This is a genomic window from Sphingomonas sp. jy18 (assembly GCF_056931895.1).
Genome location: NZ_JBXPBT010000004.1, coordinates 1 through 26,447, shown reverse-complemented (window position 1 = coordinate 26,447; position 26,447 = coordinate 1). Strand labels below are relative to the sequence as shown.

The 26,447-nt window shown below is 67.0% G+C and carries 32 protein-coding genes and 1 tRNA gene; 16 read left to right on the top strand and 17 right to left on the bottom strand.

Going from position 1 to position 26,447, the window contains the following annotated elements; translation table 11 throughout:
* The first annotated feature begins 2 nt into the window (after positions 1–2).
* Positions 3–1,520, top strand: a complete 1,518-nt coding sequence (gene rpoN, locus AC0QC4_RS10915) for an RNA polymerase factor sigma-54 (RefSeq protein WP_483659933.1) — start codon at positions 3–5, stop codon at positions 1,518–1,520.
* A 43-nt stretch (positions 1,521–1,563) separates the two neighbouring features.
* Positions 1,564–2,226: a peptidylprolyl isomerase gene (locus AC0QC4_RS10910; RefSeq protein WP_483659932.1), complete on the top strand. Its 663-nt coding sequence runs from the start codon at positions 1,564–1,566 to the stop codon at positions 2,224–2,226.
* Here the strand turns inward: AC0QC4_RS10910 and AC0QC4_RS10905 are convergent.
* Positions 2,223–3,275, bottom strand: coding sequence for a ligase-associated DNA damage response exonuclease (locus AC0QC4_RS10905; RefSeq protein ID WP_483659931.1), 1,053 nt, complete (start codon positions 3,273–3,275; stop codon positions 2,223–2,225). The genes AC0QC4_RS10910 and AC0QC4_RS10905 overlap by 4 nt on opposite strands.
* 9 nt (positions 3,276–3,284) lie before the next feature.
* Here AC0QC4_RS10905 and AC0QC4_RS10900 point away from each other — a divergent pair, with 9 nt between their 5' ends.
* The 4 genes from AC0QC4_RS10900 (at position 3,285) to AC0QC4_RS10885 (ending at position 8,689) form a co-directional block, all read left to right on the top strand.
* The gene (locus tag AC0QC4_RS10900; protein ID WP_483659930.1) at positions 3,285–5,732 is read left to right on the top strand and encodes a ligase-associated DNA damage response DEXH box helicase; all 2,448 of its coding nucleotides are present in this window, start codon (positions 3,285–3,287) and stop codon (positions 5,730–5,732) included.
* 9 nt (positions 5,733–5,741) lie between these two features.
* Positions 5,742–6,317: a uracil-DNA glycosylase family protein gene (locus AC0QC4_RS10895; RefSeq protein WP_483659929.1), complete on the top strand. Its 576-nt coding sequence runs from the start codon at positions 5,742–5,744 to the stop codon at positions 6,315–6,317.
* A 46-nt stretch (positions 6,318–6,363) separates the two neighbouring features.
* Complete coding sequence (locus tag AC0QC4_RS10890; protein WP_483659928.1) at positions 6,364–7,566, top strand: dipeptidase; 1,203 nt, start codon at positions 6,364–6,366, stop codon at positions 7,564–7,566.
* An 85-nt stretch (positions 7,567–7,651) separates the two neighbouring features.
* Positions 7,652–8,689, top strand: a complete 1,038-nt coding sequence (locus AC0QC4_RS10885; RefSeq protein ID WP_483659927.1) for an aspartyl protease family protein — start codon at positions 7,652–7,654, stop codon at positions 8,687–8,689.
* Between the two features lie 21 nt (positions 8,690–8,710).
* On the opposite strand, the gene AC0QC4_RS10880 is transcribed toward AC0QC4_RS10885, so the two are convergent.
* From AC0QC4_RS10880 to AC0QC4_RS10870, 3 genes are read right to left on the bottom strand one after another with little or no spacing between them, the layout of a single operon-like run.
* Complete coding sequence (locus AC0QC4_RS10880; protein WP_483659926.1) at positions 8,711–9,376, bottom strand: COQ9 family protein; 666 nt, start codon at positions 9,374–9,376, stop codon at positions 8,711–8,713.
* Between the two features lie 44 nt (positions 9,377–9,420).
* Complete coding sequence (locus AC0QC4_RS10875; RefSeq protein ID WP_483659925.1) at positions 9,421–10,164, bottom strand: extensin-like domain-containing protein; 744 nt, start codon at positions 10,162–10,164, stop codon at positions 9,421–9,423.
* Positions 10,164–10,997, bottom strand: coding sequence for a DUF1499 domain-containing protein (locus tag AC0QC4_RS10870; protein ID WP_483659924.1), 834 nt, complete (start codon positions 10,995–10,997; stop codon positions 10,164–10,166). Before AC0QC4_RS10870 ends, AC0QC4_RS10875 begins: the two co-directional genes overlap by 1 nt.
* A gap of 209 nt (positions 10,998–11,206) precedes the next feature.
* On the opposite strand from AC0QC4_RS10870, the gene AC0QC4_RS10865 reads away from it, so the two are divergent.
* From AC0QC4_RS10865 to AC0QC4_RS10850, 4 genes are all read left to right on the top strand, one after another.
* Positions 11,207–12,394 carry an efflux RND transporter periplasmic adaptor subunit gene (locus AC0QC4_RS10865; RefSeq protein ID WP_483659923.1) on the top strand — a complete coding sequence of 396 codons (1,188 nt, stop codon included), beginning with the start codon at positions 11,207–11,209 and terminating at the stop codon, positions 12,392–12,394.
* Positions 12,395–12,397: 3 nt separating this feature from the next.
* Entirely contained in the window at positions 12,398–15,613 is a 3,216-nt protein-coding gene (locus tag AC0QC4_RS10860) for an efflux RND transporter permease subunit (protein WP_483659922.1), read from the top strand.
* A complete protein-coding gene (locus tag AC0QC4_RS10855; protein ID WP_483659921.1) occupies positions 15,610–16,992 on the top strand; it encodes an efflux transporter outer membrane subunit in 1,383 nt (460 codons plus the stop codon). Before AC0QC4_RS10860 ends, AC0QC4_RS10855 begins: the two co-directional genes overlap by 4 nt.
* 82 nt (positions 16,993–17,074) lie before the next feature.
* Complete coding sequence (locus AC0QC4_RS10850) at positions 17,075–17,269, top strand: hypothetical protein (protein WP_483659920.1); 195 nt, start codon at positions 17,075–17,077, stop codon at positions 17,267–17,269.
* A gap of 20 nt (positions 17,270–17,289) precedes the next feature.
* Here AC0QC4_RS10850 and AC0QC4_RS10845 read toward each other — a convergent pair.
* The 12 genes from AC0QC4_RS10845 to AC0QC4_RS10790 all read right to left on the bottom strand — a co-directional run bounded on the left by AC0QC4_RS10845 (position 17,290) and on the right by AC0QC4_RS10790 (position 22,060).
* A tRNA-Gly gene (locus AC0QC4_RS10845) sits at positions 17,290–17,363 on the bottom strand.
* A gap of 3 nt (positions 17,364–17,366) precedes the next feature.
* A complete protein-coding gene (locus AC0QC4_RS10840) occupies positions 17,367–18,524 on the bottom strand; it encodes a tyrosine-type recombinase/integrase (protein WP_483659919.1) in 1,158 nt (385 codons plus the stop codon).
* Complete coding sequence (locus AC0QC4_RS10835) at positions 18,521–18,745, bottom strand: hypothetical protein (RefSeq protein ID WP_483659918.1); 225 nt, start codon at positions 18,743–18,745, stop codon at positions 18,521–18,523. Before AC0QC4_RS10835 ends, AC0QC4_RS10840 begins: the two co-directional genes overlap by 4 nt.
* Entirely contained in the window at positions 18,742–19,602 is an 861-nt protein-coding gene (locus AC0QC4_RS10830) for a DNA adenine methylase (RefSeq protein ID WP_483659917.1), read from the bottom strand. Before AC0QC4_RS10830 ends, AC0QC4_RS10835 begins: the two co-directional genes overlap by 4 nt.
* Entirely contained in the window at positions 19,599–19,967 is a 369-nt protein-coding gene (locus AC0QC4_RS10825; RefSeq protein WP_483659916.1) for a hypothetical protein, read from the bottom strand. The genes AC0QC4_RS10830 and AC0QC4_RS10825 overlap by 4 nt, the downstream gene beginning before the upstream one ends.
* Positions 19,964–20,548 (bottom strand): sce7726 family protein, encoded by a 585-nt coding sequence (locus tag AC0QC4_RS10820; protein WP_483659915.1) that lies wholly within the window; start codon positions 20,546–20,548, stop codon positions 19,964–19,966. Before AC0QC4_RS10820 ends, AC0QC4_RS10825 begins: the two co-directional genes overlap by 4 nt.
* Before the next feature lie 2 nt (positions 20,549–20,550).
* On the bottom strand, positions 20,551–20,976 hold the full coding sequence (locus tag AC0QC4_RS10815; protein ID WP_483659914.1) for a hypothetical protein: 426 nt from the start codon (positions 20,974–20,976) through the stop codon (positions 20,551–20,553).
* Positions 20,976–21,173, bottom strand: coding sequence for a hypothetical protein (locus tag AC0QC4_RS10810; RefSeq protein WP_483659913.1), 198 nt, complete (start codon positions 21,171–21,173; stop codon positions 20,976–20,978). The genes AC0QC4_RS10815 and AC0QC4_RS10810 overlap by 1 nt, the downstream gene beginning before the upstream one ends.
* Complete coding sequence (locus AC0QC4_RS10805; RefSeq protein ID WP_483659912.1) at positions 21,170–21,295, bottom strand: hypothetical protein; 126 nt, start codon at positions 21,293–21,295, stop codon at positions 21,170–21,172. Before AC0QC4_RS10805 ends, AC0QC4_RS10810 begins: the two co-directional genes overlap by 4 nt.
* Positions 21,295–21,420: a hypothetical protein gene (locus AC0QC4_RS10800; RefSeq protein ID WP_483659911.1), complete on the bottom strand. Its 126-nt coding sequence runs from the start codon at positions 21,418–21,420 to the stop codon at positions 21,295–21,297. The genes AC0QC4_RS10805 and AC0QC4_RS10800 overlap by 1 nt, the downstream gene beginning before the upstream one ends.
* Positions 21,417–21,761: a hypothetical protein gene (locus AC0QC4_RS10795; protein ID WP_483659910.1), complete on the bottom strand. Its 345-nt coding sequence runs from the start codon at positions 21,759–21,761 to the stop codon at positions 21,417–21,419. Before AC0QC4_RS10795 ends, AC0QC4_RS10800 begins: the two co-directional genes overlap by 4 nt.
* Positions 21,758–22,060 carry a hypothetical protein gene (locus AC0QC4_RS10790; RefSeq protein WP_483659909.1) on the bottom strand — a complete coding sequence of 101 codons (303 nt, stop codon included), beginning with the start codon at positions 22,058–22,060 and terminating at the stop codon, positions 21,758–21,760. The genes AC0QC4_RS10795 and AC0QC4_RS10790 overlap by 4 nt, the downstream gene beginning before the upstream one ends.
* A 216-nt stretch (positions 22,061–22,276) precedes the next feature.
* Between AC0QC4_RS10790 and AC0QC4_RS10785 the strand changes: the two genes are divergently transcribed.
* On the top strand, positions 22,277–22,981 hold the full coding sequence (locus AC0QC4_RS10785) for a WYL domain-containing protein (RefSeq protein ID WP_483659908.1): 705 nt from the start codon (positions 22,277–22,279) through the stop codon (positions 22,979–22,981).
* Here AC0QC4_RS10785 and AC0QC4_RS10780 read toward each other — a convergent pair whose 3' ends face one another.
* Positions 22,982–23,767 (bottom strand): S24 family peptidase, encoded by a 786-nt coding sequence (locus AC0QC4_RS10780; protein ID WP_483659907.1) that lies wholly within the window; start codon positions 23,765–23,767, stop codon positions 22,982–22,984.
* A 71-nt stretch (positions 23,768–23,838) separates the two neighbouring features.
* Between AC0QC4_RS10780 and AC0QC4_RS10775 the strand changes: the two genes are divergently transcribed.
* The 5 genes from AC0QC4_RS10775 to AC0QC4_RS10755 are packed head-to-tail and all read left to right on the top strand — an operon-like array spanning position 23,839 to position 26,075.
* Positions 23,839–24,186 carry a hypothetical protein gene (locus AC0QC4_RS10775; protein ID WP_483659906.1) on the top strand — a complete coding sequence of 116 codons (348 nt, stop codon included), beginning with the start codon at positions 23,839–23,841 and terminating at the stop codon, positions 24,184–24,186.
* The gene (locus tag AC0QC4_RS10770; RefSeq protein ID WP_483659905.1) at positions 24,183–24,680 is read left to right on the top strand and encodes a phage regulatory CII family protein; all 498 of its coding nucleotides are present in this window, start codon (positions 24,183–24,185) and stop codon (positions 24,678–24,680) included. The genes AC0QC4_RS10775 and AC0QC4_RS10770 overlap by 4 nt, the downstream gene beginning before the upstream one ends.
* Complete coding sequence (locus AC0QC4_RS10765; protein ID WP_483659904.1) at positions 24,677–24,982, top strand: hypothetical protein; 306 nt, start codon at positions 24,677–24,679, stop codon at positions 24,980–24,982. Before AC0QC4_RS10770 ends, AC0QC4_RS10765 begins: the two co-directional genes overlap by 4 nt.
* Complete coding sequence (locus tag AC0QC4_RS10760; RefSeq protein ID WP_483659903.1) at positions 24,979–25,590, top strand: hypothetical protein; 612 nt, start codon at positions 24,979–24,981, stop codon at positions 25,588–25,590. Before AC0QC4_RS10765 ends, AC0QC4_RS10760 begins: the two co-directional genes overlap by 4 nt.
* Positions 25,590–26,075 (top strand): hypothetical protein, encoded by a 486-nt coding sequence (locus AC0QC4_RS10755; protein ID WP_483659902.1) that lies wholly within the window; start codon positions 25,590–25,592, stop codon positions 26,073–26,075. The genes AC0QC4_RS10760 and AC0QC4_RS10755 overlap by 1 nt, the downstream gene beginning before the upstream one ends.
* The last annotated feature ends 372 nt before the right edge of the window (positions 26,076–26,447 follow it).

Genomic DNA, 26,447 nt, shown 5'->3' with positions numbered 1-26,447 from the left:
CCATGTCGCTCGCGCCCCGCCTCGACCTCAGGCAATCGCAATCGCTGGTGATGACGCCGCAGCTGCAGCAGGCAATCCGCTTGCTGGCGCTGTCCAACCTCGAGCTGGAAGGGGTGCTGGCGGACGAGCTGGCCAAGAACCCGCTGCTGGAAAATGGCCGCGAGAGCAGCGAGGAAATCGCCGCTCCGACGGTAAGCGACATGGCGACCGCCACCGACCGGCAGTTTGAATCGGGCAGCGATGCAGGTGCCAGCCTAGACGTCGATTATGCGGCCGAGACCTTCCATCATGATTCACCGAGCGATTCGGTGGTGGATAGCGATGCCGGGCGCGGCGAGACGGGCGGTGAGCCGGACCTGTCTGCCGGCACTGACTATGCCGGCGACTTCGGCTCGGGCGGCGACGGCGAGGCGATCGATTTCGACAGTTTCGGCGGGGCCGAACAGACGCTGCGCGAGCATCTGACCGAACAGGCGGGTGCCAGCCTCAGCGGCCCTGCACTGGCGATTGCGCTGGCGCTGATCGAATCGATCGACGATGCCGGTTATCTCGATGCCGATCTTGGCGAACTGGCGACGCGCTTGGGCGTGCCGCGGGCACGCATCGAGGATGTGCTGTCGGTAGTGCAAGGGTTCGATCCCACGGGAGTGGGTGCGCGCAATCTGGCCGAATGTCTGGCGCTGCAGGCCAAGGAAGCAGACCGGTACGACCCCTGCATGGCGATGCTGATCGCCAACCTCGACATGCTCGCCAAGGGCCAGATCGCCCAGTTGCGCAAGCGTTGCGGGGTCGACGAGGAAGACATGGCGGACATGATCCGCGAACTGCGCGGCTATGACCCCAAGCCCGGCCTGCGCTTCGCCCCCAATGATGCGACGCCGGTGGTGCCCGATGTGTTCGTGCGCAAGACCGCTGCCGGCTGGTCGGTGGAGATCAATGGCGCGACGTTGCCGCGGCTGCTGGTCAACCGCCGCTATCATGCCGAACTCTCTGCCAAGGCGGGCAAGGGGGCGCCCAAGGCATGGATCGCCGACTGCCTCGCCAGCGCCAATTGGCTGATCAAGGCGCTCGACCAGCGCCAGCAGACGATCATCAAGGTCGCCAGCGAGATCGTGAAGCAGCAGGAGGGGTTTTTCCTGCACGGTGTCGGCGCGCTGCGGCCGCTGACGCTACGCCAGGTGGCTGACGTTGTCGGCCTGCACGAATCGACCGTCAGCCGCGTTACCAGCAACAAATATCTGTCGTGCGAACGCGGTCTCTATGAGCTCAAATATTTCTTTTCGAGCGGCGTGATGGCGGTCGACGGTGAAGGCGGCATGTCTGCCGAGGCGGTCAAGAGCCGGATCAAGGCGCTGATCGATGCAGAAGAGGCGAACGCCATCCTGTCCGACGATACGCTGGTCGAGCTGCTGGCCAAGGATGGCTGCGAGATCGCCCGGCGCACGGTCGCCAAATATCGCGAGGCGATGGGCATCGGATCGAGCGTGCAGCGCCGCCGTGCCAAGGCGATCGGACGCTAGCGGGACACTTGCCGTTCAGCACTGGCGGCTTAGGATGGCTGCCATGCTGAAACCCGCCATGTTCGCCCTTGCCGCCGCACTCGCCACCGCCGCAGGCGCGCAGGATGGTCCACCCCCTGCCCCGGTCGCGCCGCCCGCTGCATCTGCGCCTGCGCCGGTCTATGAGACCGTGCGCGTCACGCTGACCACCGCGCTCGGGCCGGTCGTGCTGGAGCTCGAATCGCAGCGCGCCCCGGTCTCGACCGCCGCTTTCCTGCGCTATGTCGACCAGCGCAAGCTCGACGGAACAGGCTTTTACCGCGCGCTCGATCTCGGTCGCGGCTACGGGCTGGTGCAGTTCGGCACGCGCAACCTGCCGGCGCGCACCTTGCCGCCGGTGGCGCATGAGCCGACCAGCCAGACCGGCCTGTCGCATACCGACGGCACCATCAGCCTCGCCCGCGGAGCACCGGGGACGGCGCGTGGCGATTTCTTCATCGTCGTCGGCGATCTGATCAGCCTGGATGCGCAGCCGGCCGGATCGGGCGGCGACCCTGACGGCTTTGCCGCCTTCGGCCGCGTGGTGGAGGGGATGGATGTGATTCGTCAGATACTCGCCGCACCGACCGATCCCAATGCCGGCGAAGGCGCAATGCGTGGGCAGATGCTGGCGACACCGGTGGGCATCAGCAGCGCGCGTCGCACGCCCGCCCCGCCAGTGCCCTAATCATCCTCATCGTCAAAATGCGCCAGATGCAGCGCGCGCGCCTTGATCTGGCGCAGGGTGCACCAGTGGACCAGCGCATCGTCCCGGCCGTGCGTCACCCAAACCTCCTTGGGCGCGACGTCCGCAATGGTCTGGGTCAGTTCGTCCCAGTCAGCATGGTCAGAAATGATCAGGGGCAATTCGACATTGCGCTGCCGGGCGCGTTGTCGCACCCGCATCCAGCCCGATGCCATGGCAGTGATCGGGTCGGGCAGGCGGCGAGACCAGCGGTCGGCGAGGGCGGAGGGCGGCGCGAGGATGATCTCCCCTGCCAGCGCTGCCTTGGGCAGGCCGGCCATTGGCAGCACCTCGCCGAGCGCGACGCCATGTTCGCTATACAGCTCGGTCAGCCGCGCCAGTGCGCCATGGATATAGACCGGCCGCGCATAGCCCGCGTCACGCAGTTCGCCGATCAGGCGCTGCGCCTTGCCCAGCGCATAGGCGCCGACAAGGATGCAGCGATCCGGATTGGCCGCGCGCGCGGCGAGCAGCTTGGCGACTTCGTCACCGGTCGGCGGGTGGCGGAAGACGGGGAGGCCGAAGGTGGCTTCGGTGATGAACACGTCGCAGGGAACAACCTCGAACGGTGCACAGGTCGGGTCTGCCCGGCGCTTGTAATCACCGGACGCCACGATCCGCTCCCCGGCGCATTCGAGCGCGATCTGGGCCGAGCCCAGCACATGGCCGGCGGGATGAAATGACGCAGTGACGCTACCGCCGATATCGACGCGCTCGCCATAGACGATAGGCGTGGCGTGACCGGCCACCTGATCGCCATAGCGCACGCCCATGATCGCCAGCGTTTCGGGCGTTGCCCACACCGCGCCATGGCCGCCACGGGCATGATCGGCATGGCCGTGCGTCACGAGCGCGCGCGCGACGGGGATCGACGGGTCGATCCAGGCATCGGCGGACGGGATATAAATGCCCTCACGGCGCGGCTCGAGCCATCGCCCGTAGCGGCTGCCCGATAGCGGCGTTGGTCCGGCCAATGCTGCGTTTTCGCTCATCCCCCCTATATGGAGAGGGTGCCGTCCGATTCCCACCTGCCCCACGTCTTTGCGGACTGGTTTGCTGCCAAAGGATGGCGCCTGCGCGATCATCAGGCTGGAATGATCGATGCAGCGCGCATGGGCGAGCATGCACTGCTGGTCGCGGCGACTGGCGCCGGCAAGACGCTGGCCGGGTTCCTGCCCAGCCTGATCGCCCTCCACGAACGGCATGAAAGCGCGGGCGTCCACACCCTCTACATCTCTCCGTTGAAGGCGCTCGCCACCGACGTCCGTCGCAATCTCCTGATCCCCATCGAGGAGATGGACCTGCCGATCCGGGTCGAATCGCGCACCGGCGATACGCCGTCGGACCGGCGCGCGCGGCAGAAAGCGGTGCCGCCCGACATATTGCTGACCACGCCCGAGTCGCTGAGCCTGCTGCTCAGCCATGAGGATGCGCCATTCTTCTTTGCCGCGCTCGACACGGTGGTCATCGACGAAGTCCACGCCTTCGGCACGGGCAAGCGCGGCGACCTGCTGCAACTATGCCTCGCACGGCTACAGGCGATCCGGCCGGCGCTGCGGCGGGTGGCGCTGTCGGCGACGGTGGCCGATCCCGATGCGTGGCGTGGCTGGCTCGCGCCTGGCGGGGACATGGACAGCGTGCAACTCGTGGCGGGCGAGCCCGGGGCGGAGCCGGACATCCGCATCCTCCTCCCGGAGAACCGCGTCCCGTGGTCGGGCCATTCGGGCAAATATGCCGCCCATGCCGTGATGGCCCAGATCGAGGCGCACAAGACCACCATCGTCTTCGTCAACACCCGCGGCCTCGCCGAGCTGATCTTCCAGGAATTGTGGAAGGCCAATGACAAGGGCCTGCCGATCGGCATCCACCACGGATCGCTGTCCATCGAGGCGCGGCGCAAGGTCGAGGAAGCGATGGCAAACGGCCGCATCCGCGCGCTGGTCGCAACGGCCAGCCTCGATCTGGGGCTCGACTGGGGTGATGTCGATTGCGTCATCCAGATGGGGGCGCCCAAGGGCAGCTCGCGCCTGATCCAGCGGATCGGGCGCGCCAACCACCGGCTCGACGAACCGTCGAAGGCGCTGGTGGTGCCCGGCAACCGCTTCGAATGGCTGGAAGCACGCGCGGCGCTCGACGCGGTCGAGGCCGGCGAACGCGATCCCGACATATTCCGCCCTGGCAGCCTGGACGTGCTCGCCCAGCATATCACCGCCACGGCCTGCGCCGGGCCGTTCGAGGAGGAGGCGCTGTACCGCGAAATCACCTCTACCCTGCCCTATGCTGCACTCGACCGGGCGACTTTCGAGCGCACTTTGGGCTTCGTCCGCGACGGCGGCTATGCGCTCAAGGCCTATGACCGCTTCCGCCGCCTTGCCCCCGCAGGCGAGGGCAGATGGCGGATCGCGGGACCGCGCTTCGTCCAGCAGCACCGGATGAACGCGGGCATCATCGTCGATGCACCCAGCCTCAACGTCCGGTTCAGGAACGGCCGCAAGCTTGGTACGGTCGAGGAATATTTCGCCTCGACATTGGTGCCCGGCGACACCTTCTTCTTCGCCGGAATCAGCGTCGAGGTGGAGGGGGTCAAGGACATGGACCTCTTGGTCCGAGCCTCGTCCCGGCCGGCGCGCATCCCCACCTATGTCGGCGCGCGCATGGCGCTGACCACCAATCTGGCCGAACGGGTGCGGCGCATGATTGCCGACCCGGACGAATGGCGCGGCTTCCCCGATGATGTCGCCGAATGGCTGCGGGTGCAGGCGGAACGGTCGCGGCTACCGCAACCGGGCGAACTGCTGGTCGAAACCTTCCCGCACGAGGGGCGGCACTATCTGCTGATGTACCCGTTCGAAGGCTGGAACGCGCATCAGGCGCTGGGCATGCTGCTGACCAAGCGGATGGAGCGCGCCGGGCTGCAACCGCTCGGCTTTCAGGCCACCGACTATGCGCTGGCGATCTGGAGCCTGAAGCCTGTGACCGACCCGGCCAAGTTGCTGGATTCGGCGATCATGGACGATGAATTCGTCGAATGGGTGCAGCAATCGCACCTGCTCAAACGCGCCTTCCGCGAAGTGGCGGTGATCGGCGGTCTCGTCGAGCGCCAGCATCCGGGGCAGAAGAAAACCGGACGGCAGGTGACTTTCTCGACCGACCTGATCTTCGACGTGCTGATGCGCTACCAGCCGGACCATCTGCTGATCGAAGCCGCCTGGGCCGATGCCCGCGCCCGCCTGACCGATGTCGGGCGGCTCGGCGACCTGATCGAGCGCGCCGCGTCGACCATGGTGCATGTGCCTCTCCCGCGCATCAGCCCGCTGGCCGTGCCGGTGCTGGTGCTGATCGGCCGCGAGAGCGTGGCGCAGGAGGCAACCGACGATGCCGTGCTGGCCGATGCCGAAGCCGCGCTGGTAGCCGCGGCGATGGGCGACAGCGGCCCTGCGCCACGCTAGACGATGCACATGGACCAGTTGCTCGCCGCCATCCGCGCCTGCACCCATTGCGCCACGCATCTGCCACACGGCCCACGCCCCATCGTGCAGGCCAGCCCGACGGCACGCATCCTCGCCATCGGCCAGGCACCGGGCAGCAAGGTCCACGCCAGCGGCGTGCCGTGGCAGGATGACAGCGGCAACCGGCTGTTCGGCTGGCTTGGCCTCGATTCGATGACCTTTCACGATCCGGCGCTGGTGGCGCTGATGCCGATGGGGTTCTGCTACCCGGGCAGCGATGGCCATGCCGACAAGCCGCCGCGCCCCGAATGCGCGCCACTCTGGCACGCCCCGTTGATCGCGGCGTTGCCCGACATCCGGCTGGTCCTGCTGATCGGCGGCCATGCACAGGAACGCTATCTCCCCGACTGGCGGCGGCTGAGCATGACCGAAAGGGTGCGCCGCTGGCGCGAAGCACCTCAGCCTTATCTGCCGCTGCCCCACCCGAGCTGGCGGGTCGGGCGATGGATGACGCTGAATCCATGGTTCGAGGCCGAAGTTCTTCCCGACACACGGCTGCGCATCGCCGCCGCGCTGAGCGATTGAGCCGCCAACGGGTTGATGCACGACGAGATTGCGCTAGCCTCTCGTCATGCGCCTCTTGATCTGCCTCGCCGCCATTTCGCTTGCCGCCTGCACTCCGTCCCCTGCACCCGAACCAACCGCGGCATCGACCGACCCGGCCACCGTCCACGAACGGATACTGACGCTCGACACCCATCTCGACACGCCGGTGGTGTTCGAACGGCAGGGCTGGAATTTTGCCGACCGGCATGAATGGACCACCGACCTCAGCCATGTCGATTTGCCACGCATGCGCGAAGGCGGGCTCGATGGCGGGTGGTTCGTGGTCTACACGCCGCAGGGCGAGATCGGCGCCGCGGACGATGCCGCCGCGCTGGCGCTGGCACGGCAGCGGCTGGCGACCATCCATCGCGTGATCGATGCCAATGCAGCAACCATCGGTATCGCTCGCACCGCAGCCGAAGGCGAGCGGCTAGCGCGGGCGGGCAAGCGCGTGGCGTTCATCTCGATGGAGAACAGCTCGCCCCTGGGCAGCGATCTTTCCCTGCTCGACGAATTCTACGCCGGCGGCGTGCGGATGGCCGGACCGGTGCACAATGGCGGCAACCGGCTGGCGGACAGCGCGGGCGGACCGGTGCGCTATGGCGGCCTCTCCCCGCTCGGCCGCGAATGGGTGGCGCGGATGAACCGGCTGGGCATCATCATCGACGGCAGCCACGCGTCGGACGACACGCTGCGGCAGATGATGGCACTGTCCGAAACGCCGGTGATCCTGTCGCATTCGGGCTTCAAAGCGATCTTCGACCACCGCCGCAACATAGACGATGCGCTGGCGCGCGAGGTCGCGGCGCAGGGCGGCGTCATCCATATCAACTCGGTCTTCCTGTCCCGCTACAATTCGACGCCTGCCCGCAGCGCGCTGTCAGACCAGATGGAGCGCATGGACCGGATGACCCCGGACGAACAGCGCGCCGTTGCCGATGCCTGGACCGCGCTCGACCGGACCGAGCGGCTCAACGAAGGCGATTTTGCGCTGTTCATGCGTGCGCTGTTCCATTGCCTCCAGGTGGTCGGTGTCGACCATTGCGGGATCGGGGCCGACTGGGATGGCGGCGGCGGCCTGCGCGATTTCGAGGACATCCGCGCCCTGCCCCGCGTCACCGCTGCGCTGCTGGCCGCCGGCTACAGCGAAGCAGACGTCGAGAAGATCTGGAGCGGCAACATCCTGCGGGTGATGCGCGCGGTCGAGGCGCACGCGCGCCGCCGCTGAGGCGATGCTTGCGGGCGGCCGTGCAAAGGCATAGCATGCGGCCCGACCCGACCGGCGGCAACATGCGGCGGGTGGGAGACTGTCCATGACCCGAACGCTGCGCATCCATGGCCTGACGCTGCTCGGCCTGATCGGCTTGGCCGCCGCGCCGGCGGCCAGCCAGACAGCGGCGCCCGTCGCCACACCCGCGCCTGCCGAAGCCGCAATGGCCACCGAGCCACTGTTCGTGCAGCCGATCATGCTCGACCGCACCGACCGCATGACCCTGCCGGTGCATATCGGCGATGCCGGCCCGTTCGGATTCGTCGTCGATACCGGGGCCGAACGCTCGGTGATCTCGAACGAGCTGGCGCGGCGGCTCAATCTCGAAAGCGCCGGGCGCGCCCGCATTGTCGGGCTCGCCGAGGCGGTCATCGCCGACATGTATCATGCCCGCGGCATCCGTCTGCGCGATCTGGCGCTGGGCGATTCTGAGGTGCCGGCCTTCTCCCAGTTCAACATCGGCGGGCCTGGCCTGATCGGCATCGACGCGCTGGAGAATCACCGGCTGGTAATCGATTTCGTCGCCAACCGCATGGATATCCGGAATTCAGAGCCCAGCCGCCGGGTGCAACGCGAACCGGAAATCGATCGCGATGCCATCGTCGTCACCGGGCGTCGGCTGGCCGGGCGCATGATTCTGTCCAACGCCGTCATCAACGGGCGGCGCATCGACATCATTCTCGATACCGGCGCGCAATCGAGCGTCGGCAACATGGCGCTGCAGCGGCTGGTACGCCGCGAAAGCGGGCGACGCGGCGGGTCCGGCGTCAGCCAGCTTACCAGCATCACCGGGGCGACGATGGAGGTTGCCGTGGGGCAGATCCAGCGGATCACGGTGGGCGGCGTCGACTTCACCGACCTGCCGGTCGCCTATGCCGATTCGCCCGCCTTCGCGGTGCTCGGTCTCGACCGGCGGCCCGCTTTGCTGCTGGGAATGGATGCGCTGCGCCTGTTCGATCGGGTCGTCATCGATTTCGCCAACCGGCGCGTGACCTTCGACCTGCCGGACGGCGCCAGCCGGGCGCAGGATGCCGCCAATCGCTATGCCTTGCGCGCGCTCCCGGCCCTGCCTGGCAGTTGAACCAGCCGATGGCCCCGGCGGTCACACCACCGGGTAGCGCAGCCGGCCGATGAAGCGCGACAGGCTGGGGCGGCGCTCGGTGCGCGCCTTGGCCTGTGCTTTCAGCTTCTCGAACTGCATGACATTGTCGATGCGGCGGGCAAGGAAGGCGCGCGTATCGGCATGATCCTCGCTGTCGTCGTCGATGAACACTGCCATGGTGGTGGCGTAGACTACGGACAGGGTGGCGCGCTTGCTGTAATGGTTGAAGTCGCTGGCGGTATCGCCCGCCAGCCGCCACATCCGGTCGGCGGCGCGCCAGCCTAGCTTTGCCGCAAGCGACAGATTCTGCGGCATCGCCAGTATCGCCAGCGCCCGGCGCAGCGATTCGCGGTCCGGCGCGAGCATGTCGAGCCGGGCTTCGACCAGCGCCGTGATCCGCTGACGTATCTTCATCCCCGCCAGCACATCGGGCGGAAGCCGTTCCGCCATCCCCGCATCGATGTGCGCGAACCATGCGTCGATCATCGCCGTCGCGCCGCCCTGAAAGGCGAGCCGGGCAAGCTCGGCATCGACTCCGCCGCTTTCGGCAGCCGTTGCGATGGCGACCGGGCCCCAGCCATCGAAAGCGGCATTGGCCGCGACATCGGCGATCAGGAAGGCGCGGATTTCATCCAGCGTGGGATCTTCGGGCAGTTGGTCGAGCATGGCATCAGTATAGGGGGCCCGGCGCCGCTTGCACAGGGTGCGGATCAACGACAGACGCCGCGACCGCCGAGGCGCTGCGCCTGATCGAAGTGAAAATGGTCGGCATGCGCGCGATTATAGGCAGGCGAGAGAGTGGTGGCGAAGACGTCGCAGGCGCCGTCGCGGACATCGCGCAGAAAGCGCGAGCGCGGACCGTCCGGCTCGGCCCGCCAGTCGGCGAGCAGGGTCAGGCGCGTACCATCGGCAAGGATGAAGCCGGAGATGTCTATGGCGTTGCCCGTGGCATGCTCGCTCCAGCCGCCCTGGCCCCCGATGCGGCGGCAATTGTAACTGCCCAGATGCTCAATGCGCGCCACCGGCTGGCCGAAGTGGCGTTGCGCCGCCGGCTGCACGCGTTCGCGCATCCACAACAGCAGCGATGCGGCCACGGCGCAGGAGGGTGCCACGCCGGCCGGGCGCAGCACCAGTCCGGGAGTCGTGCCATCGGCCAGACGGGTGCGGTCGGCCGCGACGCACGCGTCCGATCCGACGCGGGGAAGCGGTGCGAAATCGACTCCGCTGCCTTCGAGCAGCGCGCGGCAAGCCGGTGCATCCTGCCGCAGAGCGGCGAGCTTGGTGGCGGTCGCCCATCCCACCGGCTGCGACAGGGCAAGCGGTGCCCAGGGGTTATGTTGCGGATGGGCGGCGAGCCAGCGCCAAGCCAGTCCGGCCAGCGCCGCGACGACGACCAATCCGGCGAGCCGGCGAGCCCACCGCAAGGCACCGCGCTTGCGGCGGGGTCGCGCCATCAACGGGCCTGCGGTTGTCCCGAAGGCACGTCGGCGAGGAAGGCACGCACCCGGTTGGCGTTGACCCCGAAGTCATGCTGGCCGACGCGACTGACGGAGCGCATGTCGACAATGCTGGCGGTGCCGCCCTCGGCGGCACGCACGCGCAGCACGACATCGTCCTTGAAGCGGAAGAAGGCGCTGGTGTCGGTCGCTTCGATGCGGCCGCGCGCCGGATCGACCACCGCGATGTCCCAGCCACGATCGCGAACCACGGCGGCCAGCCGCTCGACCGTCTGCGGAACGGTGGCGGCGACCCGCAGCGAACGGATATCGCCATAAGCCGACTGATGCAGCCGCGCCCAGCGCTGGCGCGGCGTAAGGCCACGCATGTCGGCATCGTCCGCACCGGGAATTGCGACGTCATTGTCGGCCCGCAGCGGCAGGGCAGCGAAGCTCGGCGGATCGGCGAGATCGGTCGAGACGTCATGGATGGCAGGCAGGCTGGTCGCCAGAAACAGGAAGCGCGCAAAATAAAGGAAGAACATCGTTGCCAGCGCAGCGCCGATCACCAGACGCGGCCAGCGCAGCGAGCGCTTGCGGCGGCGCGCGAGCAGGACGACGCCCAGCGCGATCAGGATGGTGAGCAAACTGGCGATGCCTGCGAAGAACACCACGCGCAGTGCCCCGGCAAAGGGCCACAGGCCCACCCCGCTGCCGACGGCAGCGAGCAATGCGGCGATGACCGAGCCTGCGCCGAGCAAGAGGATGATGGTGCCTGCGATGTCGCGCTGGGGCGGCGTCGGTGCAACGGCGGCGGCTGCCGGAGCGGTCGGCTGATCTGTCTGGTCCATGCTGATTGTGACCCCCTGAAAGTGCGCAGCCGACAAATGTCCCGCCGGGCACAATGTTCCCGCTGCCATCATGGACAGGCAAAGGCCGTCGGGGAAGGGGGCTGACGGTTTTTTGGTGCAACCTTTTTCCCGATGATGCATTGCAGCGCCTGAACAGGCCTGCGCTGCGCCCGGGGGGGCGACAGGACCAGAAGGAACGGACGCAGCTGGTGATAGCCAAATTTTCGGGCGTTGGCCCGCTTCTCCTGCTGGCAGCGGCGGCGCTGAGCGGATGTAGCGGGGCAGACGGGGATCAGGGCAAGGGGCGCGGGACGCCCGAGGTCGGCTTTGTGGTCGCCGCCTATAGCGCCGTGCCTGATGAGGCCGTGCTGTCGGGACGGGTGGTCGCAAGCCAGCAGTCCGAAGTCCGGCCCCAGATTGCCGGTCTGGTGCGGCAACGCATGTTCAGCGAAGGCAGCCTGGTCCGTGCCGGGCAACCGCTTTACCTCATCGACCCTGCCATCTACCGCGCCGCAGTCAATGAGGCGGCGGCGAATGTGTCTGCCGCGCAGGCGACAGCAGAGGCCGCGCGCGTTCGCGCCGAGCGCCTGCGCCCGCTCGCCGAAATGGAGGCCGTCGCGCAGCAGGACTACACCGATGCGCTGGCGCAGGCCCGGCAGGCCGAAGCCGCCGTCGCTCAGGCACAGGCGCGGCTCGAGAGCGCACGCATCAACCTGCGATTCACGACGGTGACCGCGCCGATTTCCGGCCGGATCGGCCGCAGCCTGGTCACCGAAGGGGCCTTGGTGACGATGGCACAAGCCGAGCCGATGGCGATGATCCAGCGGCTCGACCCAATTTATGTCGACATCCAGCAGTCGGCCGCCGATCTGGTGACGCTGCGTCAGGCGCTAGCCGCGGGCAGCAGCGCACCGGCATCCGCCGAAGTGCGCCTGACACTGGAGGACGGCAGCGCCTATGGCCCGTCGGGGACGCTGCAATTTGCCGAAGCGATGGTCGATCCCGCTACCGGCACGGTTACGCTGCGCGCCAGCTTCCCCAATCCGCGCGGGCTCCTGCTGCCCGGCACATTCGTCCGCGCGCGCTTTACCCAGTCGATCGACCAGCGGGCAATATTGGTGCCGCAGGTCGCACTGTCACGCGACGAGCGCGGCGATGCGCTGCTGTGGGTGGTCGGCACCGACAACAAGGTGCAGCAGAGAACGGTCACGGCAACCCGCACGGTCGGCGCCAACTGGGTGGTCACGTCCGGCCTGCGGTCGGGTGAGCGCATAGTCACGCAGGGCATCGCCAACTTGCGGCCCGGTGCAGAGGTGCGGCCGGTGCCTGCAAGCACGCCCCAGCGCATCGCCCCCCCTGGTGCCGGCCGCAGCCAAGCGCCGGCAGCGGCGCGGTAAGGCGTGTCCCGGCTGTTCATAGACCGGCCGATCCTTGCCTGGGTCGTCGCCATCCTGACCATGCTCGCCGGGCTCGGCGCGCTGGTTTCCCTGCCGATTGCCCAATATCCCGATGTCGCACCGCCGCAGGTTAATGTCCGCGCCACCTACCCCGGCGCATCCGCCGAGACGATCCAGAACAGCGTCACCCAGATCATCGAACAGCAGCTGACCGGCATCGACGGGCTACTTTATTTCAGCTCGCAGAGCAGCTCGCGCGGGCAAGTGACCGTCACTGCCGTGTTCGACAAGGGCACCGACCCCGATGTCGCGCAGGTTCAGGTGCAGAACCAGATCCAGCAGGCGATCGCCCGCCTGCCGCAGCAGGTGCAGCAACAGGGCGTCCGGGTCAGCAAGTCCAACCCCGATTTCCTGATGATCGTCGGCGTTTATGACGAAAGCCGCCGGCGCACCAACCGCGACGTCTCCGACTTTCTCACCACCACGCTGCAGGACCGGCTGAGCCGGGTGGAAGGGGTCGGAGAAGTCAATGTGTTCGGCTCTCCCTACGCCATGCGGATCTGGCTGCTGCCCGACCGGCTGGCCTCCTATGGGCTGATGCCGGGTGACGTCACCGCCGCGATCCAGTCCCAGAACACGGAAATTGCAGCCGGCGAGCTGGGCGGGCAGCCGCAGCCGGCGACCCAGATGCTGAGCGCCAGCGTCACTGCCCAATCGCGGCTGCAAACGCCGGAACAGTTCCGCGCAATCACGGTCAAGACGCTGCCGAGCGGTGCAAGCGTCACCGTGGGGGATGTGGCACGAGTCGAGCTGGGGTCGGAAAACTACAATGCCTCGAGCCGGATCAACGGCTACCCCAGCGCCGGCATGTCGATTTCGCTGGCGCCGGGCGCCGACGCGCTGACAACCGCCGATCTGGTCAAGGCCGAAGTCGAGCGCGCGGCCCCCAGCTTCCCGCCGGGGCTGAAGCACGCCTATGCCAACGACACCACCGAGTTCATCCGCCTATCGATCGAAGAGGTGGTCAAGACGCTGATCGAGGCAGTGATCCTGGTCATCATCGTCATGTTCGTCTTCCTCCAGAGCTGGCGCGCTACGCTGATCCCGACCATCGCCGTGCCGATCGTGCTGCTCGGCACCCTCGCGGTCTTCTATGTCGCCGGCTTCACCATCAACACGCTGACCCTGTTCGGACTGGTCCTCGCCATCGGCCTGCTCGTCGACGACGCCATCGTCGTAGTCGAGAATGTCGAGCGCCTGCTCGAGGAAAATCCGGAGATGACGCCGCGTGAGGCGACCATCGCATCGATGGACCAGATTTCAGTCGCGCTGGTCGCCATCGCCATCGTGCTGTCGGCCGTGTTCGTGCCGATGGCCTTCTTCGGCGGCTCGACCGGGGTCATCTACCGGCAGTTTTCCATTACCATCGTTTCGGCGATGGTCTTGTCGGTCATTGTCGCGCTGGTGCTGAGCCCAGCGTTGACCGCGACCTTGCTCAAGCAGAAGCACGCACGGGCAGAGCGCCGCGAGCCCGACTGGATGCACCGCCATGCCGGCGGCCTGATGGCGCGGATGGAAGCGGCGGGGGCCTGGTTCAACCGCAGCTTTGCCCGCGGCACCGAGCGCTTTGCCGGGACCGTCATCAAGGTTGTCGACCGCAAATGGCTGTTTTTGCTGATTTATGCTGGTATCTGCGCGATCATGCTGCTGCTGTTCACCCGCCTGCCGACGAGCTTCCTGCCGGTTGAGGACCAGGGCACGGTGTCGATGCAGTACCGCCTGCCCGCCGGATCGACGCAGGCCCGCACCATCGAGGTGCAGGAGGCGCTGGAGCGCTATTGGCAGACCTATGAGGCCAACAATCTGAGCGTGATGTTCACCGTGACCGGCGGCGGTGGCGGCGGCGGCGCGACCGGCCAGAACACCGGCCAGGGCTTCATCAACCTGGCCCCATGGGAAGACCGGCGTGGAAGCGAGAACGCCGCCCCGGCCATCGTCGAACGCGCCAGCGCGGCGTTCCGCGGGCTGCGCGATGCCCAGGCCTTTGCCCTGCAGCCACCGGCAATTCGCGGACTCGGCCAGTCCAACGGCTTCACGCTGGAATTCCTAAACAGCAGCAACATGAGCCGTGCCGATTTCGTCGCTGCGCGCGAACGATTGCTGGCCGAGGCCGCGCGTGACCCGGCGCTGGCACAGGTGCGCCTGTCCGATCTGCCCGACCTGCCGACGCTGGCGGTCGAGATCGACAACCAGAAGCTTGCCGCGCTCGGCCTCAACCAGAGCGACGTCAACACCACGCTGTCGCTCGCCTGGGGTGGCCGCTATGTGAACGACTTCATCGACCGCGGCCGGGTAAAGCGTGTGTATGTGCAAGGCGATGCCCCGTACCGCGCTGCGCCCGAGGATCTGTCGCAATGGTTTGTCCGCGGCCGGGACGGGCAGATGGTGCCGTTCAGCGCCATAGCCCGGATCGACTGGTCGACCGCGCCGGCATCGCTCTCCCGTTTTCAGGGCCTGCCCTCCTTCCAGATCCAGGGACAGGCGGCCGAGGGCCATTCTTCCGGCGAGGCGATGGACCGGATCGAGGCGCTGGCCCGCGAGATACCGGGAACCGACGTGGCCTGGTCCGGCCTGTCCTTCCAGGAACGGCTGTCGGCCGGGCAGGCGCCGTTGCTCTATGGCCTGTCGATCCTGGTGATCTTCCTCTGCCTCGCTGCCCTCTACGAAAGCTGGACCATCCCGATCGCCGTGCTGCTGGTCATTCCGCTGGGACTGGTCGGCGCGGTGTTTTTCGTGACGCTGCGCGGTCTGGAAAACGATGTCTATCTGCAGATTGGCCTGCTGACGACCATGGGACTGGCGGCGAAGAACGCCATCCTGATGATCGAATTCGCGGAAGCGGCCGAAAAGCAGGGCAAGCGGGTGATCGATGCGGCGGTCGAAGCGGCGAAGCTGCGACTGCGCCCCATCCTGATGACCAGCATCGCCTTCATGTTCGGCGTGCTGCCGCTGGCGCTCTCGACCGGTGCCGGCGCCAACAGCCGCATCGCCATCGGCACGTCGGTGATCGGCGGCATGCTGACCGCGACCATTCTCGCGGTCTTCTACATACCGCTGTTCTTCGTCATCGTCCGCCGCACCGTGCGCGACGCGCTGATCAAGGCGAGGACCAAGCTCGACGAGCGGCGCGCCCGGCGGCTCGCGGGAGAAGGCGCATGAGCCCGCGCATCGCAGTCGCACTGTCCGCCCTGCTGCTGGCCGGTTGCTCAATGACCCCGCCCTATGTGCAGCCACAACCGCCGATCCGCGCGAGCTGGTCCGTGGGCGATGCCTATCTTCGCCAATCGGAGGCCGGGCTTCCGACAGTGACCTGGCGCGATCTGTTCGCTGATCCGGGCCTTGCCCGTCTGGTCGACACGGCCCTGTCCGGCAATCGCGACCTGGCCACGGTGCTGGCCAATGTCCGTGCCGCCCGCGCGCGCTACCGGATCCAGCGCGCCGAGCAATTGCCGACCGTCGATGCCGGACTGGGCGGCGGTATCGAGGGCGATAATAACGGTAGCAGCGGGCGCTTTTCTGCCAACGTCGGCGTCTCGGCGTTCGAGATCGACCTGTTCGGGCGGGTTGCAGCGCTCAGCGAAGCGGAACAGCAGCGCTATCTCGCGAGCGAAGCCGGAGCGCGCGCGGTCCGCATCGCGCTGGTCGGCGACGTCGCCGAAGCATGGGTTGCAGTGGCCGCCGACCGCAGCCTGCTGCGCATCGCCGAAGATACAGCCGCCAACGCACGGCGTGCGGTTACCCTGACGCGCGCGCGGCTGGAGGGCGGCATCGCACCGCGCACCGAACTGCGCCAGGCCGAACAGATCCTCGCGACCGCCGAAGCCGATGTCGCGCGGCTGACAACTGCGGTGGCACAAGACATCAATGCACTCGAGCTGCTGACCAGCGGGCCAGTCGACCCCAGCCTGCTGCCCGACAGCGTGGACACGGCAACCCAGGCGATCGGCCTCGTCCCCGCCGGACTCGATTCATCGGTGCTGCTGCGGCGACCGGACGTCGTCGAGGCGGAGTATCGGCTGCGGGCGGCCAATGCCGAGATTGGCGCGGCGCGCGCTGCGCTGTTCCCGCGTATCAGCCTGACCGGGCTGGCGGGCTTTGCCAGCACCGCGCTCTCCGGGCTGTTCCATGGTGGCAGCTTCGGCTTTTCCGCCGATGCATCGGCCCGCTACGGGATTTTCCGCGGCGGAGCCGGCCGGGCCGGCGTGACGCTGAGCGAAGCCGAGCGCGATGCTGCGCTTGCCGCCTATGAAGGCACCATCCAAGCCGCGTTCCGCGATGTTGCCGACGCGCTGGCGCGGGCTGGCACCTACGCCGAGGAGGAGCGGGCGCAACGCATGCTGGTGGCGGCCGCGCAGGACACGTTCACGCTCACCGACGCCCGCTACCGCGGCGGGATCGACCCGTTCCTCGCCCGACTCGACGCGCAGCGCGAATATTATTCGGCGCAGCGCGGGCTGGTGGCGACGCTGGCGGGGCGCGCCGCCAATCGCATCGCCCTCTATCGGGCGCTGGGTGCGGATCCTTCGATCAATCCCTGATTCGCAAGATCAGTTGAGCCGCCCGGGTTGCGCTGCCCGGCCAGCGCGCATAGGGCGCGGGGCACAGCCTCAGGAGCGTTTCATGTCGATCAAACTCACCCTCACCGAAGACGAAGCCGAGATGATCGTCGATGCGCTGGAAGCCGACATGGAAGGCTATGTCGAGGCGATGAAGGAAGCGCGCGCCAACAACAATCGCGAAGATGTGAAGACCTTCACCGAGGCCGCCGAGCGGATCCAGGCGCTGATGAGCAAGGTGCAGGCGCTGCTCGATTGAGCGACAGCCTATGCAGCGGCTGGAGCGGGTGAAGGGAATCGAACCCTCGTCGTAAGCTTGGGAAGCTTCTGCTCTACCATTGAGCTACACCCGCAAATCAACGACTTAGCTCCTGATCGGCGGACTGTTTTACAGTGCGTTTTACAGGGCTGTTCGCGATACGTTTGGCGAGTGCCACGACGATCGCTCTGTCGTCAACATATCTTTTGCGGATCTCGCGCACCTGTGGCTCGCTCCAGCCCACCAGATCGGCGATCTCGCGGTCGGTGAGCGGCTTGCTGGTCTTCAGCGTCATCAGGTGGGTGACGTAGGTTCCGCGGAAGTCGTGGATGCGCTTGGCGAGGCGCGATTCTTCTCCGGTTTCGGGGTCGCGCTCGACGTGCCAGATGCCGTTGCCGTCATTCGCCTTGTTGCGGGCGCCTTCGAAGCTGCTGTTGAGCCCGTCACCGGTCCAAGGCTGGCCGTAGCTGTTGACCAGCACCGTTTCGACGCCGGCTTTCCGGGGGCGGGTGCGCAGCCTGTCCAGCAGCTGGCGCAGTTCTGGCGTGATGGGCAGGGTGACGCGGTAGCGTCGGCCGCGCGAGCGCTTGGCGGCGGTGCGGCGAATCGCCAGATCGTCGACTTCGTCCCACCGCAGCGCGACCAGATCGGCGCGGCGCAGGCCGGTAAGGGCGGCCAGATCCAGCGCGTCGGCCAGTGGCTGCCCGGCATGTTTGGCGATGGCGGTGCGATCTTCCGGCAGCCAGATGACCGGGGCACGATCGGCGCGGCGATAGCTGGCAGGGATGCCTGCCGCCGGGTTAGCCTTTACCCAGCCCCGCAGCCTGGCCCATTCGAGCATGACGAACAGCACCGACACGGCGATGTCGGCGGAGCGGCGCGAGCTGAAGCTGTCCCGCCAGGCGACGATCTTTGGCGTCATGCGCGCATCGCTGAATATGCGGGTCGGCACCTGCTGCCATTTGGCCTCGATGGCATCGAGCGCGCGGCCCCACGTCTTTTGCGTGCCGGGGGAATAGCCGCGCCACTGATCCGATTTGCGGAAGGCCGCGACGAGGCCGTACAGCTTTTCGGTCGGCGCGGTGCAATCCTGCCGCGCGGCATCGGCGATGGCGGCCAGATCCTGCGGGGTCAGCGTGGGGCGCCCGGGCTGGTCAGCCTTGCGAATCAGCGGACCGCCGCGCCATGCGTAGATATACCACGCCTTGCGGGCCCCACGGCCCGAGCGGACGATGTGCACGCCTTTGATGCTCAAAGCTGGCCGCTCGCTTCCCATTCCTCGAATTCGTCCCTTGGTGCCTGGACCGGCGCGGGAGCGGCGGAGCGATCCAGCACGCGCACGGTGCCGTCAGGCTGGGCTTCGAAGCCGATGACGTCAAGGCCGAGGTCGCGCGCCGCCTTGACCATGCGGGCGATGACCGCCTTGCTGGGGTAGCTGGCGCGGCGCGCTGCAGGGAAGCGGGTGGGCGCGTTCATGCAGCAGTACCGAACAAGGTGCGGGAGGCCATCGCCTTGGCAGCGCGGGGGTTCAGCCACAGCACTTCGGTGCGTTGTTTCGCGCCGTCGGCCATGGCCTGGCGCTGGGTGCGGTGCCAGTCGTGCAGCAGCTGGTCATAAAGTGGCGAGGGGTAGCCCGAGAGGATCACTGCGCCATTGAGCGTGCGCAGGAAGGTGAGCAGATCGGCATGCTCGGCCTCGCTCAGCTCGTGCGCGTAGCAGTGATATTGCAGACCGCCCTTGCGCGCCTTCTGGCTGCGTGTCTCCGGCATGTAGGGCGGATCCACGTAGTGCAAAGCGTCGACGCTGTCGTGCTGAGCCATGACAGCAATGGCGGGGCGCTGCTCGATGATGCACCCGCGCACCCTCTGAATGATCAGCTCGAGCGCGTCGGGATAGTTCAACCAGTCTCTCGCCGGGGTGCTGCCGCTGCGGTTGCTGTTGGCCCGGAAGCCCGTCTTCTGCTGGCGATTGTGGCCGTCGCTGCCAAAGCCCATGAAGCTGCGGATGATCAGCCGGCGCGCTTCCTCGACGGGATCGGCGCTGACCTCATATGCAAGTTCGAATTCGGCGCGGGCAAAGGGAGTGAGGCGCAGCAGCTCTATCAGTCGCTGAGACGACTGCACGTGCTGTAGCATCCTGAACAGGTTGACGACCTGACCATCGAGATCGTTGTAGACCTCCGCATATGAGCGGGGCTTGCGAAGCAGCACCGATGCCGCGCCGCCGAAGGGTTCGACGTACACCCGGTGCTCAGGAAAATGGCTGATGATCCATGGTGCCAGCAGCCACTTGCCGCCGTGCCAGCGTAAAGCGGGGCGGGTGGGCGCGTTCATTGGCTGCCCTGGCGCGCCTGCCATGACAGTGCGTTGGCGATGGCGGCTTGCACGACGGTGAGGGGGTTGCGGCACAGAGAGGCGAGGCGCTGCAGTGCGGCGGCCTCTGCGCGCTGTTCTGCGCGGGCCTTGCTGACGATGGCGTCGAGCAGATCGGCAGCGGCGGCGTGATCCGCCACCTCGGCCGCGCTGCTGGCGATGGTGGGGATGCGAAAGCCGCTGGCGATGGTGGCGGTGACGATCGCGCACAGGTGCGCGTCCCGCTCCGCCTGCTCGGCGGTGGCCCTGCCGGCAGCGATCGCCGCCGCCGCGCGCTGGGCGCGTGCGGTGCGTTCGGCTTGCCAGAGGGCGGTAAGGTCGGTCACGCGGCCCAACTGTCTGGCAGCGGGATGAGGGGATCGGCACGCGGAAATGGCCTCGCACGGAGCGCTGCACAGACCCGTCGCCGTACCTCTGCGCCAGTCAGTGTGTCGCTGGCGTAGCGAATCGAAAAGATTCTGCTGGCGCGCGCTCCGGTCTCAGCCACACGGCGTAGTTCCTCTGCCCACAGCATCTGCAGCCGAGCCGGCGCGTTGCATGTTGCTTCCATCGCCTGACGACGCGCCCTGGCAAAATGTGGCAGCGCATCGTCTTCCTTGCAAACCGCAGAAATCCTGACGTGATTGTCGCGCCATGCGGCGCTGTAATGTTTCTCAGCAACAACTGCGGCAAAATAGTCAGCGACCAGATCGGCCTGTCTGGCCTGTTCCTTCAGCCTATCCAATGTGTCGCGCTCGCTCTTAATCTCGACAGCAATGATTCGGTCTCGCGTGACAGCTGCCAGGTCTATTCTGCAGCCGCCTTGCTGCAGCATCAGTTCGTGAATGATGCGGGCGTCGGGCCACTCTTCGCGCAGTGCTGCCTCGGCCTTTGCCCTGATCCTTTCTTCAGCCTGCGATCCAGCCATGACTATTTCTCCGGCATCCTGCTAAGCGCATCGTGCGCGGCGGCTATCAGGGCCATGGCGTTGGCCAGGCGGCGCTGGGTGACGGCGCGGGTGCGGGGGCAGAGGCGGGCGGGGAGCGTGCTGGGCTCTCCGCGCAGCGTGTCGATCGCCATGATCAGGCGCGACATGGCGCGCTCTGCGATCAGGCAGGGGCCGGTGGCATCATCCCGATCCGGCGTGTGGCCGTGGGCGTGATGCGCGGCACGCAAGGTCAGCGCATCAGTCCATGCGGCCGTGAATAGAGGGTGCGGCAGGCCCGGTTGACAAGGAGCGGGGGTTGGGCCTGCCGCACCGGCACCGGCCACCAGCGGAGGGCTGGCCGGTGCGGAAGCTGCGCCAGCGTGTACGCTGGGGGAAGCAGAATGGGGGAAGCTGGTAAGCGCGTTCATCAGCGCCGCTCCCCGATGGTGATGTCGCGCTGGCACCATGGGCAGGGGTTGGCTGCGGTGCAGTCGGTCTGCTGGTAGGCGCATTCGCGATCGAAGCGGCGGCGGGCCACGGCTTCGATCGCGATGCAGGCCAGCCCGATGGCGGCGGCGATGCCGATGGCGGCGGTGCCGAGGATGATCCAGCTTTCGGGGGTCATGACAGCAATGCCTCCAGCAGGGCCGGCACGGCGATGGCGGTGCAGGCGAGGAATGCGCCGAGCCAGCCCCAGCTGGGGTGCGGCGCGGGATCGGGGTCGTGCAGCGGGAGCGGGCGGCGCATCATTTGCTGGCCCGCGTCGTGCGCGCGACAAAGCGCAGCAGCAGCACAGCAACGATGAGCAGCGCGGTGTTGAGCGCGGCGTGGGCGTGGGCGGTGGCGTCGGCCTGGGTAAACAGGGCGATCATGCTGCGCCACCCTGTGCCTTTGCGATGGCGGCGCTGGCCTGTTTGGCCGCTTCGGCATCGATCAGATCAGCCTGCGCCATAATCGCAGCCGCGCAGATGCGCGCGGCGGCAGAAGTCTTTTCATGATGCAGGCCCAAGCCGTTGCCCATGTCGAGCTGAATCACGATGGTCTGCCGGTTGGTGCGGCGTCCGGTCATGCGAGCAACACTGAGCGTGGCCGGAAGAGTATCGCGGCCAGCAGCGGCGATAGGCCGTTGTTCTACGGCGAAATCCGGATCGGTGTGGTCAATGACGCAACGCTGATCGACGGTTTCCGACACAACATAGCGGGGGGAGGTCATGCGACACCTGCAGTGGCGCGGGGCGTTTTCAGTTCGCCGTTCGCGTCGGCAAGCTGACGTGGCAGGCGGCGGAGGTCGGCGCGCTGGACCGTCTTCTGGATCGCGGGGATCAGCACGCGGCGGTTGCCGAGCGTGGTGCTCGCTTCGGGCGCGGTGACCAAAAAGGATCCGTCGCGGTTGTGCTGCTGGATGCGGACGCGGCGCAGGCGTACAGCGGTGGTGCGGCCGTGCGCTTCGCTGGCGATGCGCAGCAGCGCGTAGCTGCCGACGTGCGGGAATTTGGTTGGGGTGGGCAGCATCGGTCGGTCTCCCGGTTGAACTTGCCCAAGCATATTCGGGCAGTTGCCCATGTCAAGCGGTAATTCGGGAAACTGCCCAAGTTGTGCCGAAGCAGGTGTTGCTGCATTCTGATGTCTCTCGGGAGACAAGGGGGGCGTGTGGGCCTGAGAGATTTGTGGACTGTCGTTTCCGGTCGGCGGGTGCAGCCGAGGGCGGGAGCCGATTTCACGGCGCGCATGCCGCCAGATGACCCGCCCGATTCCATCGAGCCGCCAAGTTTCGAACCGCCACAATGGGGCGTGCAGTCGATCAGCGGCCTGACGCTGGTCATGACCTACCGAGACAGCAAGGGGGCGATCAGCAACCGCCGCATATCGTGCCGGAGGATCGAGGAACGGAAGGGCAAGGCATATCTGGTGGCCTGGTGCTTTGAGAGATCGGCGAGCCGCACCTTTCTGGTCGCCAATATCATCGAAGCGGCAGACATCGAGACCGGCGAAGTCTATGGCGGCGCTGACGCGTTGATTGCCATGTTCATGCCCGATGTGCAGTCAGCGAGCGGGTGGCGATACGGCCTGTCGCCGCGCGACTATGCGATGCTGAATGCAGCGCTGAACGTGCTGACATTCATTGCCCGATGCGATCGCGACTGGCATCCGGCAGAAGAGCAGGTGATCCGAGATTTCGTACCGCATTACTGGAACCGGTGCGAGCTGACGGTGCCCTATGATGCCGCAGAAGTGGCGCGGCACATCGACCGGCTCGCCCCCGATGATGAGACATTCTATGTGTCGCTGGAGCGATGCCTCACGACGCCGACGGTAGCACGGCTGCTGCGCCCGACGATCGACAAGGTGATCGAAGCTGACGGCGAGCTGGATGGCCGTGAGCTGCACTTCCGAAACAAGGTGGCTGAGTGGTTTGCCGAGGCCGGCTATTGATCAGAAGCCCCAGAGGTCGGCGTTGTTGTAGACCCGGTGGATGGCGCGGATGCGCTTGCGGGGCACGTCGAACTCGATCGGCGGGTTGAACTGGCGCAGGGTGACAAAGTCCGCGTTGCGGCGGACGAGACGCTTGACCAGCGCGCAGGACACGCAATCCTCATCATCGAGCAGCTGCACCACGACATCGTCACCGGGCGAGACCGGGCGGTGCGCGCTGACAAAGATCAACTCCCCACTTTCGAAGCGCGGGCTCTGGCTGTCTCCGACGATGTAGAGGGCATAGCTGCCCTTGGTGTCGGCCAGTCCCGGCGGGCGGCGCACCATATCCACAGCTTCCCCCAGATCCATCACCTGCGATTCGACGGGTTGGCCGGCCTTGAAATCCAGCGCGGTGCCGAGGGCTCCGGTGTAGACCGGCACGTTCTTCGGCAAGTCACGCGGCGTGAAGGGGCGGGTGGTGGAGCCGACGGCCATCATGGGAATCGGCGGTCCGACGTTCGATGGTGGCAGTTCCCGCGATGCGGCATCATCGCCCAACAGCCAGTCGCTGGTGGTCTCCAAGGCTGAGGCGAGTTGCGCCAGTCGAGCAGCGTTCGGCATGCGGCCGCGCAGGATATCTCGGACAAGGTCGGGCCTGCCGGTAGCTTCCATCGACACAGAATACGCATTCTTGCCCAGCTCGGTCATCCGCTCTGACAGGCGAGAGGCAAGGATTTCAATGGCTTTGGGCATTTGCCGAGGATAGCCCGAAACAATTTTTGCAGAAATCGGGAGATTGCCCATTGACAGACTTGGGCAATTGCCCGAAGTTTACCGCCAATTGCCCCGATGGGGTGCCCTGACCGGCGGACTCAATGCAACTCACCGAATACATCGATCATCTGGCAATAGCATGGTGCGAGGCTACCGGTCGTACTCCGGTCGCGCTTGGCAGCGTCGTGGTCAACGATGGCAAGTTCATCGGCCGGCTGCGCGGCGGCGGGACGTTGACGGCGGCGACCTTCGAAAAATTCCTCGCCTTCTTCCGTTCCGGTGAAAATTGGCCTGACAATCGCATTCCCCTGTCCGCTGCCGAACTGCTCGACAGGCTGGAGAATATCGCTGCCGGGGAAGAAGCGGCAACGGGACAGGCGGATGACGTGTCCCCCGAAGTTGCCCTTCGGCAGGCTCAGGGTGAGCGGGTTGAGGGGTCCGTGTTGTGACCGGATCGACGCTTTCCCCGGCGCAGCTGGCGCGGCTGTCCAACGCCTCGCGCTCTGCCGTCGAATCGTGCGGCGGGGTGGATGGCGCGGCGCTGACCACGGGGCGGGGCCGTTCCACCTGCGGGCGGTGGATGAACCGCAACGAGCCCGACCAGCCACCGCTGGATGCGGCGCTGGCGATGGACCAGGCCGTGATGCTGCAGGGCCGTGGCACGCCGATCCTGACCGCGCTGGCGCGGGAGTTGGGGCATGTGGCGATCCGCCTGCCCGATGCGCCCGAGGGCTTAAGCGAATGGCATGGCCTGATGGGTGCCGGCGCGCAGGAAGTGGGCGAGGCGATGGCCAGCGTCTGCACCGCGCTGGGCAATGACGGCATCGTCGATGCGGGCGAGGTGCGGCGGCACCGGATAATCGAGCAGTTCGACGAGGCGATCGAGAAGCTGGTCGCGCTGCGATCGCTGGCGCAGCGGACGCGGGACGGGGGTGCGGCGTGAGCGGAGAGGTTACCTGCCTGACCTGCGGTCAGACTTTGCCGCCGCCTGTGGGGGGCGCGACAACTGCCGAGGGCTGGCCGCTGCGCGCATCGGTGGATGGCCAAATGGGCTTTATCAAGTTGTTGCCGCCGGTGCCGTTCCAGGTGCTGCTCAATGGGCAGCTGCAGCAACGTGTAGTCGCCTATTCCCTGCCTGAGGGCTTTCTGCTTCGGGCGACCGATGTTCTGACCGCAGACGGATTTGCGGTCGAACGGGTCGAGGGCGTGGTTTCGCTGGCGGCTCATGATGGGGGTGCGGCGTGACGCTGTCCGCACCTCGAGCGGCGCGGGCCGCCAACTTCGGGCGCGGCGAGGCGGCGCGTTTTACGCTGGGGCCGTTGTGCCGGTGGGTGATGCCGCTGGGCGATTTCGATGCGTGGGTTGCTGACGCGCCGCATGGCGAGGCGGTGGTCTATGCCAAGGGGCAGGCACTGGCGCGCGGATCCGCGACGGTGGTGCTGGTGCGCGAGCTGGTGGCGGCGGGAATGCTGCTGCATCTGCCGCAGGCGGTGCGGCCCGACCCCGAGACGGGGGCGCGGGAGACCTATTGGAGCGTGAGTCGTATCCGCCGCGATGCAGCGGGTGGCGCGCCAGTCCCCTCTCCTAACCTCTCCCCTGAAGGGGAGAGGGACGGGGAGGTGCTGGATGCCATCTATCGCGCGTTCAAGCGGGCGGCGAACATGGGCCAGGTGGCGCCGACCAATGGCGAGCTGGCGAAATCGCTCGACCTCTCCGGCCCCGAGCGGGCGCGCTACCTGGTCAGGAAGCTGATCAGCGCCGGGAAGATCCGCGTGGCCGACCAAGGCCCGCGCGCGCGCCGCATCGTGACCATCGTCGAAACGGGGCGCGAGACCGTGCCGGGAGTGTTGTGATGAAGCTGCCGAACCTTGTCCGTGGAATGCTGAACGATTTTGCGACCGGCATCACCAACCGCCGCAAGCCGGATTTCGTGATCGGCGACCATTATCTGGAGCGGTGGTTCGTCATCCCGCGCAACCGGTGGTTCAACATCTATCTGCACGTGATCGCCAAGAGCGACGATGACCGCGCGCTGCACGATCACCCGTGGTGGAATGCGAGCATCGTTCTGTGGGGCGGCTATTGGGAGCACAGCATTGCCGCCGGCGGGGTGCAGCGGCGCGTGTTCCGTCAGCCCGGATCAGTGACGTTCCGGCGGGCCAAGGCGGCGCACAGGCTGGAAATCGAGCGTGACGGCGATATTGCGGTGACGCTGTTCATCACCGGGCCGCGCATCCGCCAGTGGGGCTTTCATTGCCCCAACGGGTGGCGGCACTGGAAGCTGTTCACGGCTGCCGACGACGCCGGGCAGATCGGTCGCGGGTGCGGCGAGCCATGAGCGCGAAGCGGAACCGGATGCTCGAGCTGCGCGTGATCGATGCGCTGCGGGGCTGGAGCGACCCGGCGGCGCCGACGATCCGGTCTCTGGCCAAGGCGGTGAACCATCCGCACATGCTGCTGGCCGGCGTGGTGCGGCTGATGCAGTTCGGTGGCATCCTGCACCTGAACAGTTTGAAGCTAACCGATAATTACCTGGTCGCGAATGATGCGACCGAAGAGGTTCCCGTCGCCGAAATCTTGGGCGACGATGGGGCTGGTGGGGGGGGGGGGGGGGGGGGAAAAAAAAAAAAAACCCCCCCCCCCCCCCCCCCCCCCCCCCCCCCCCCCCCCCCCCCCCCCCCCCCCCCCCCCCCCCCCCCCCCCCCCCCCC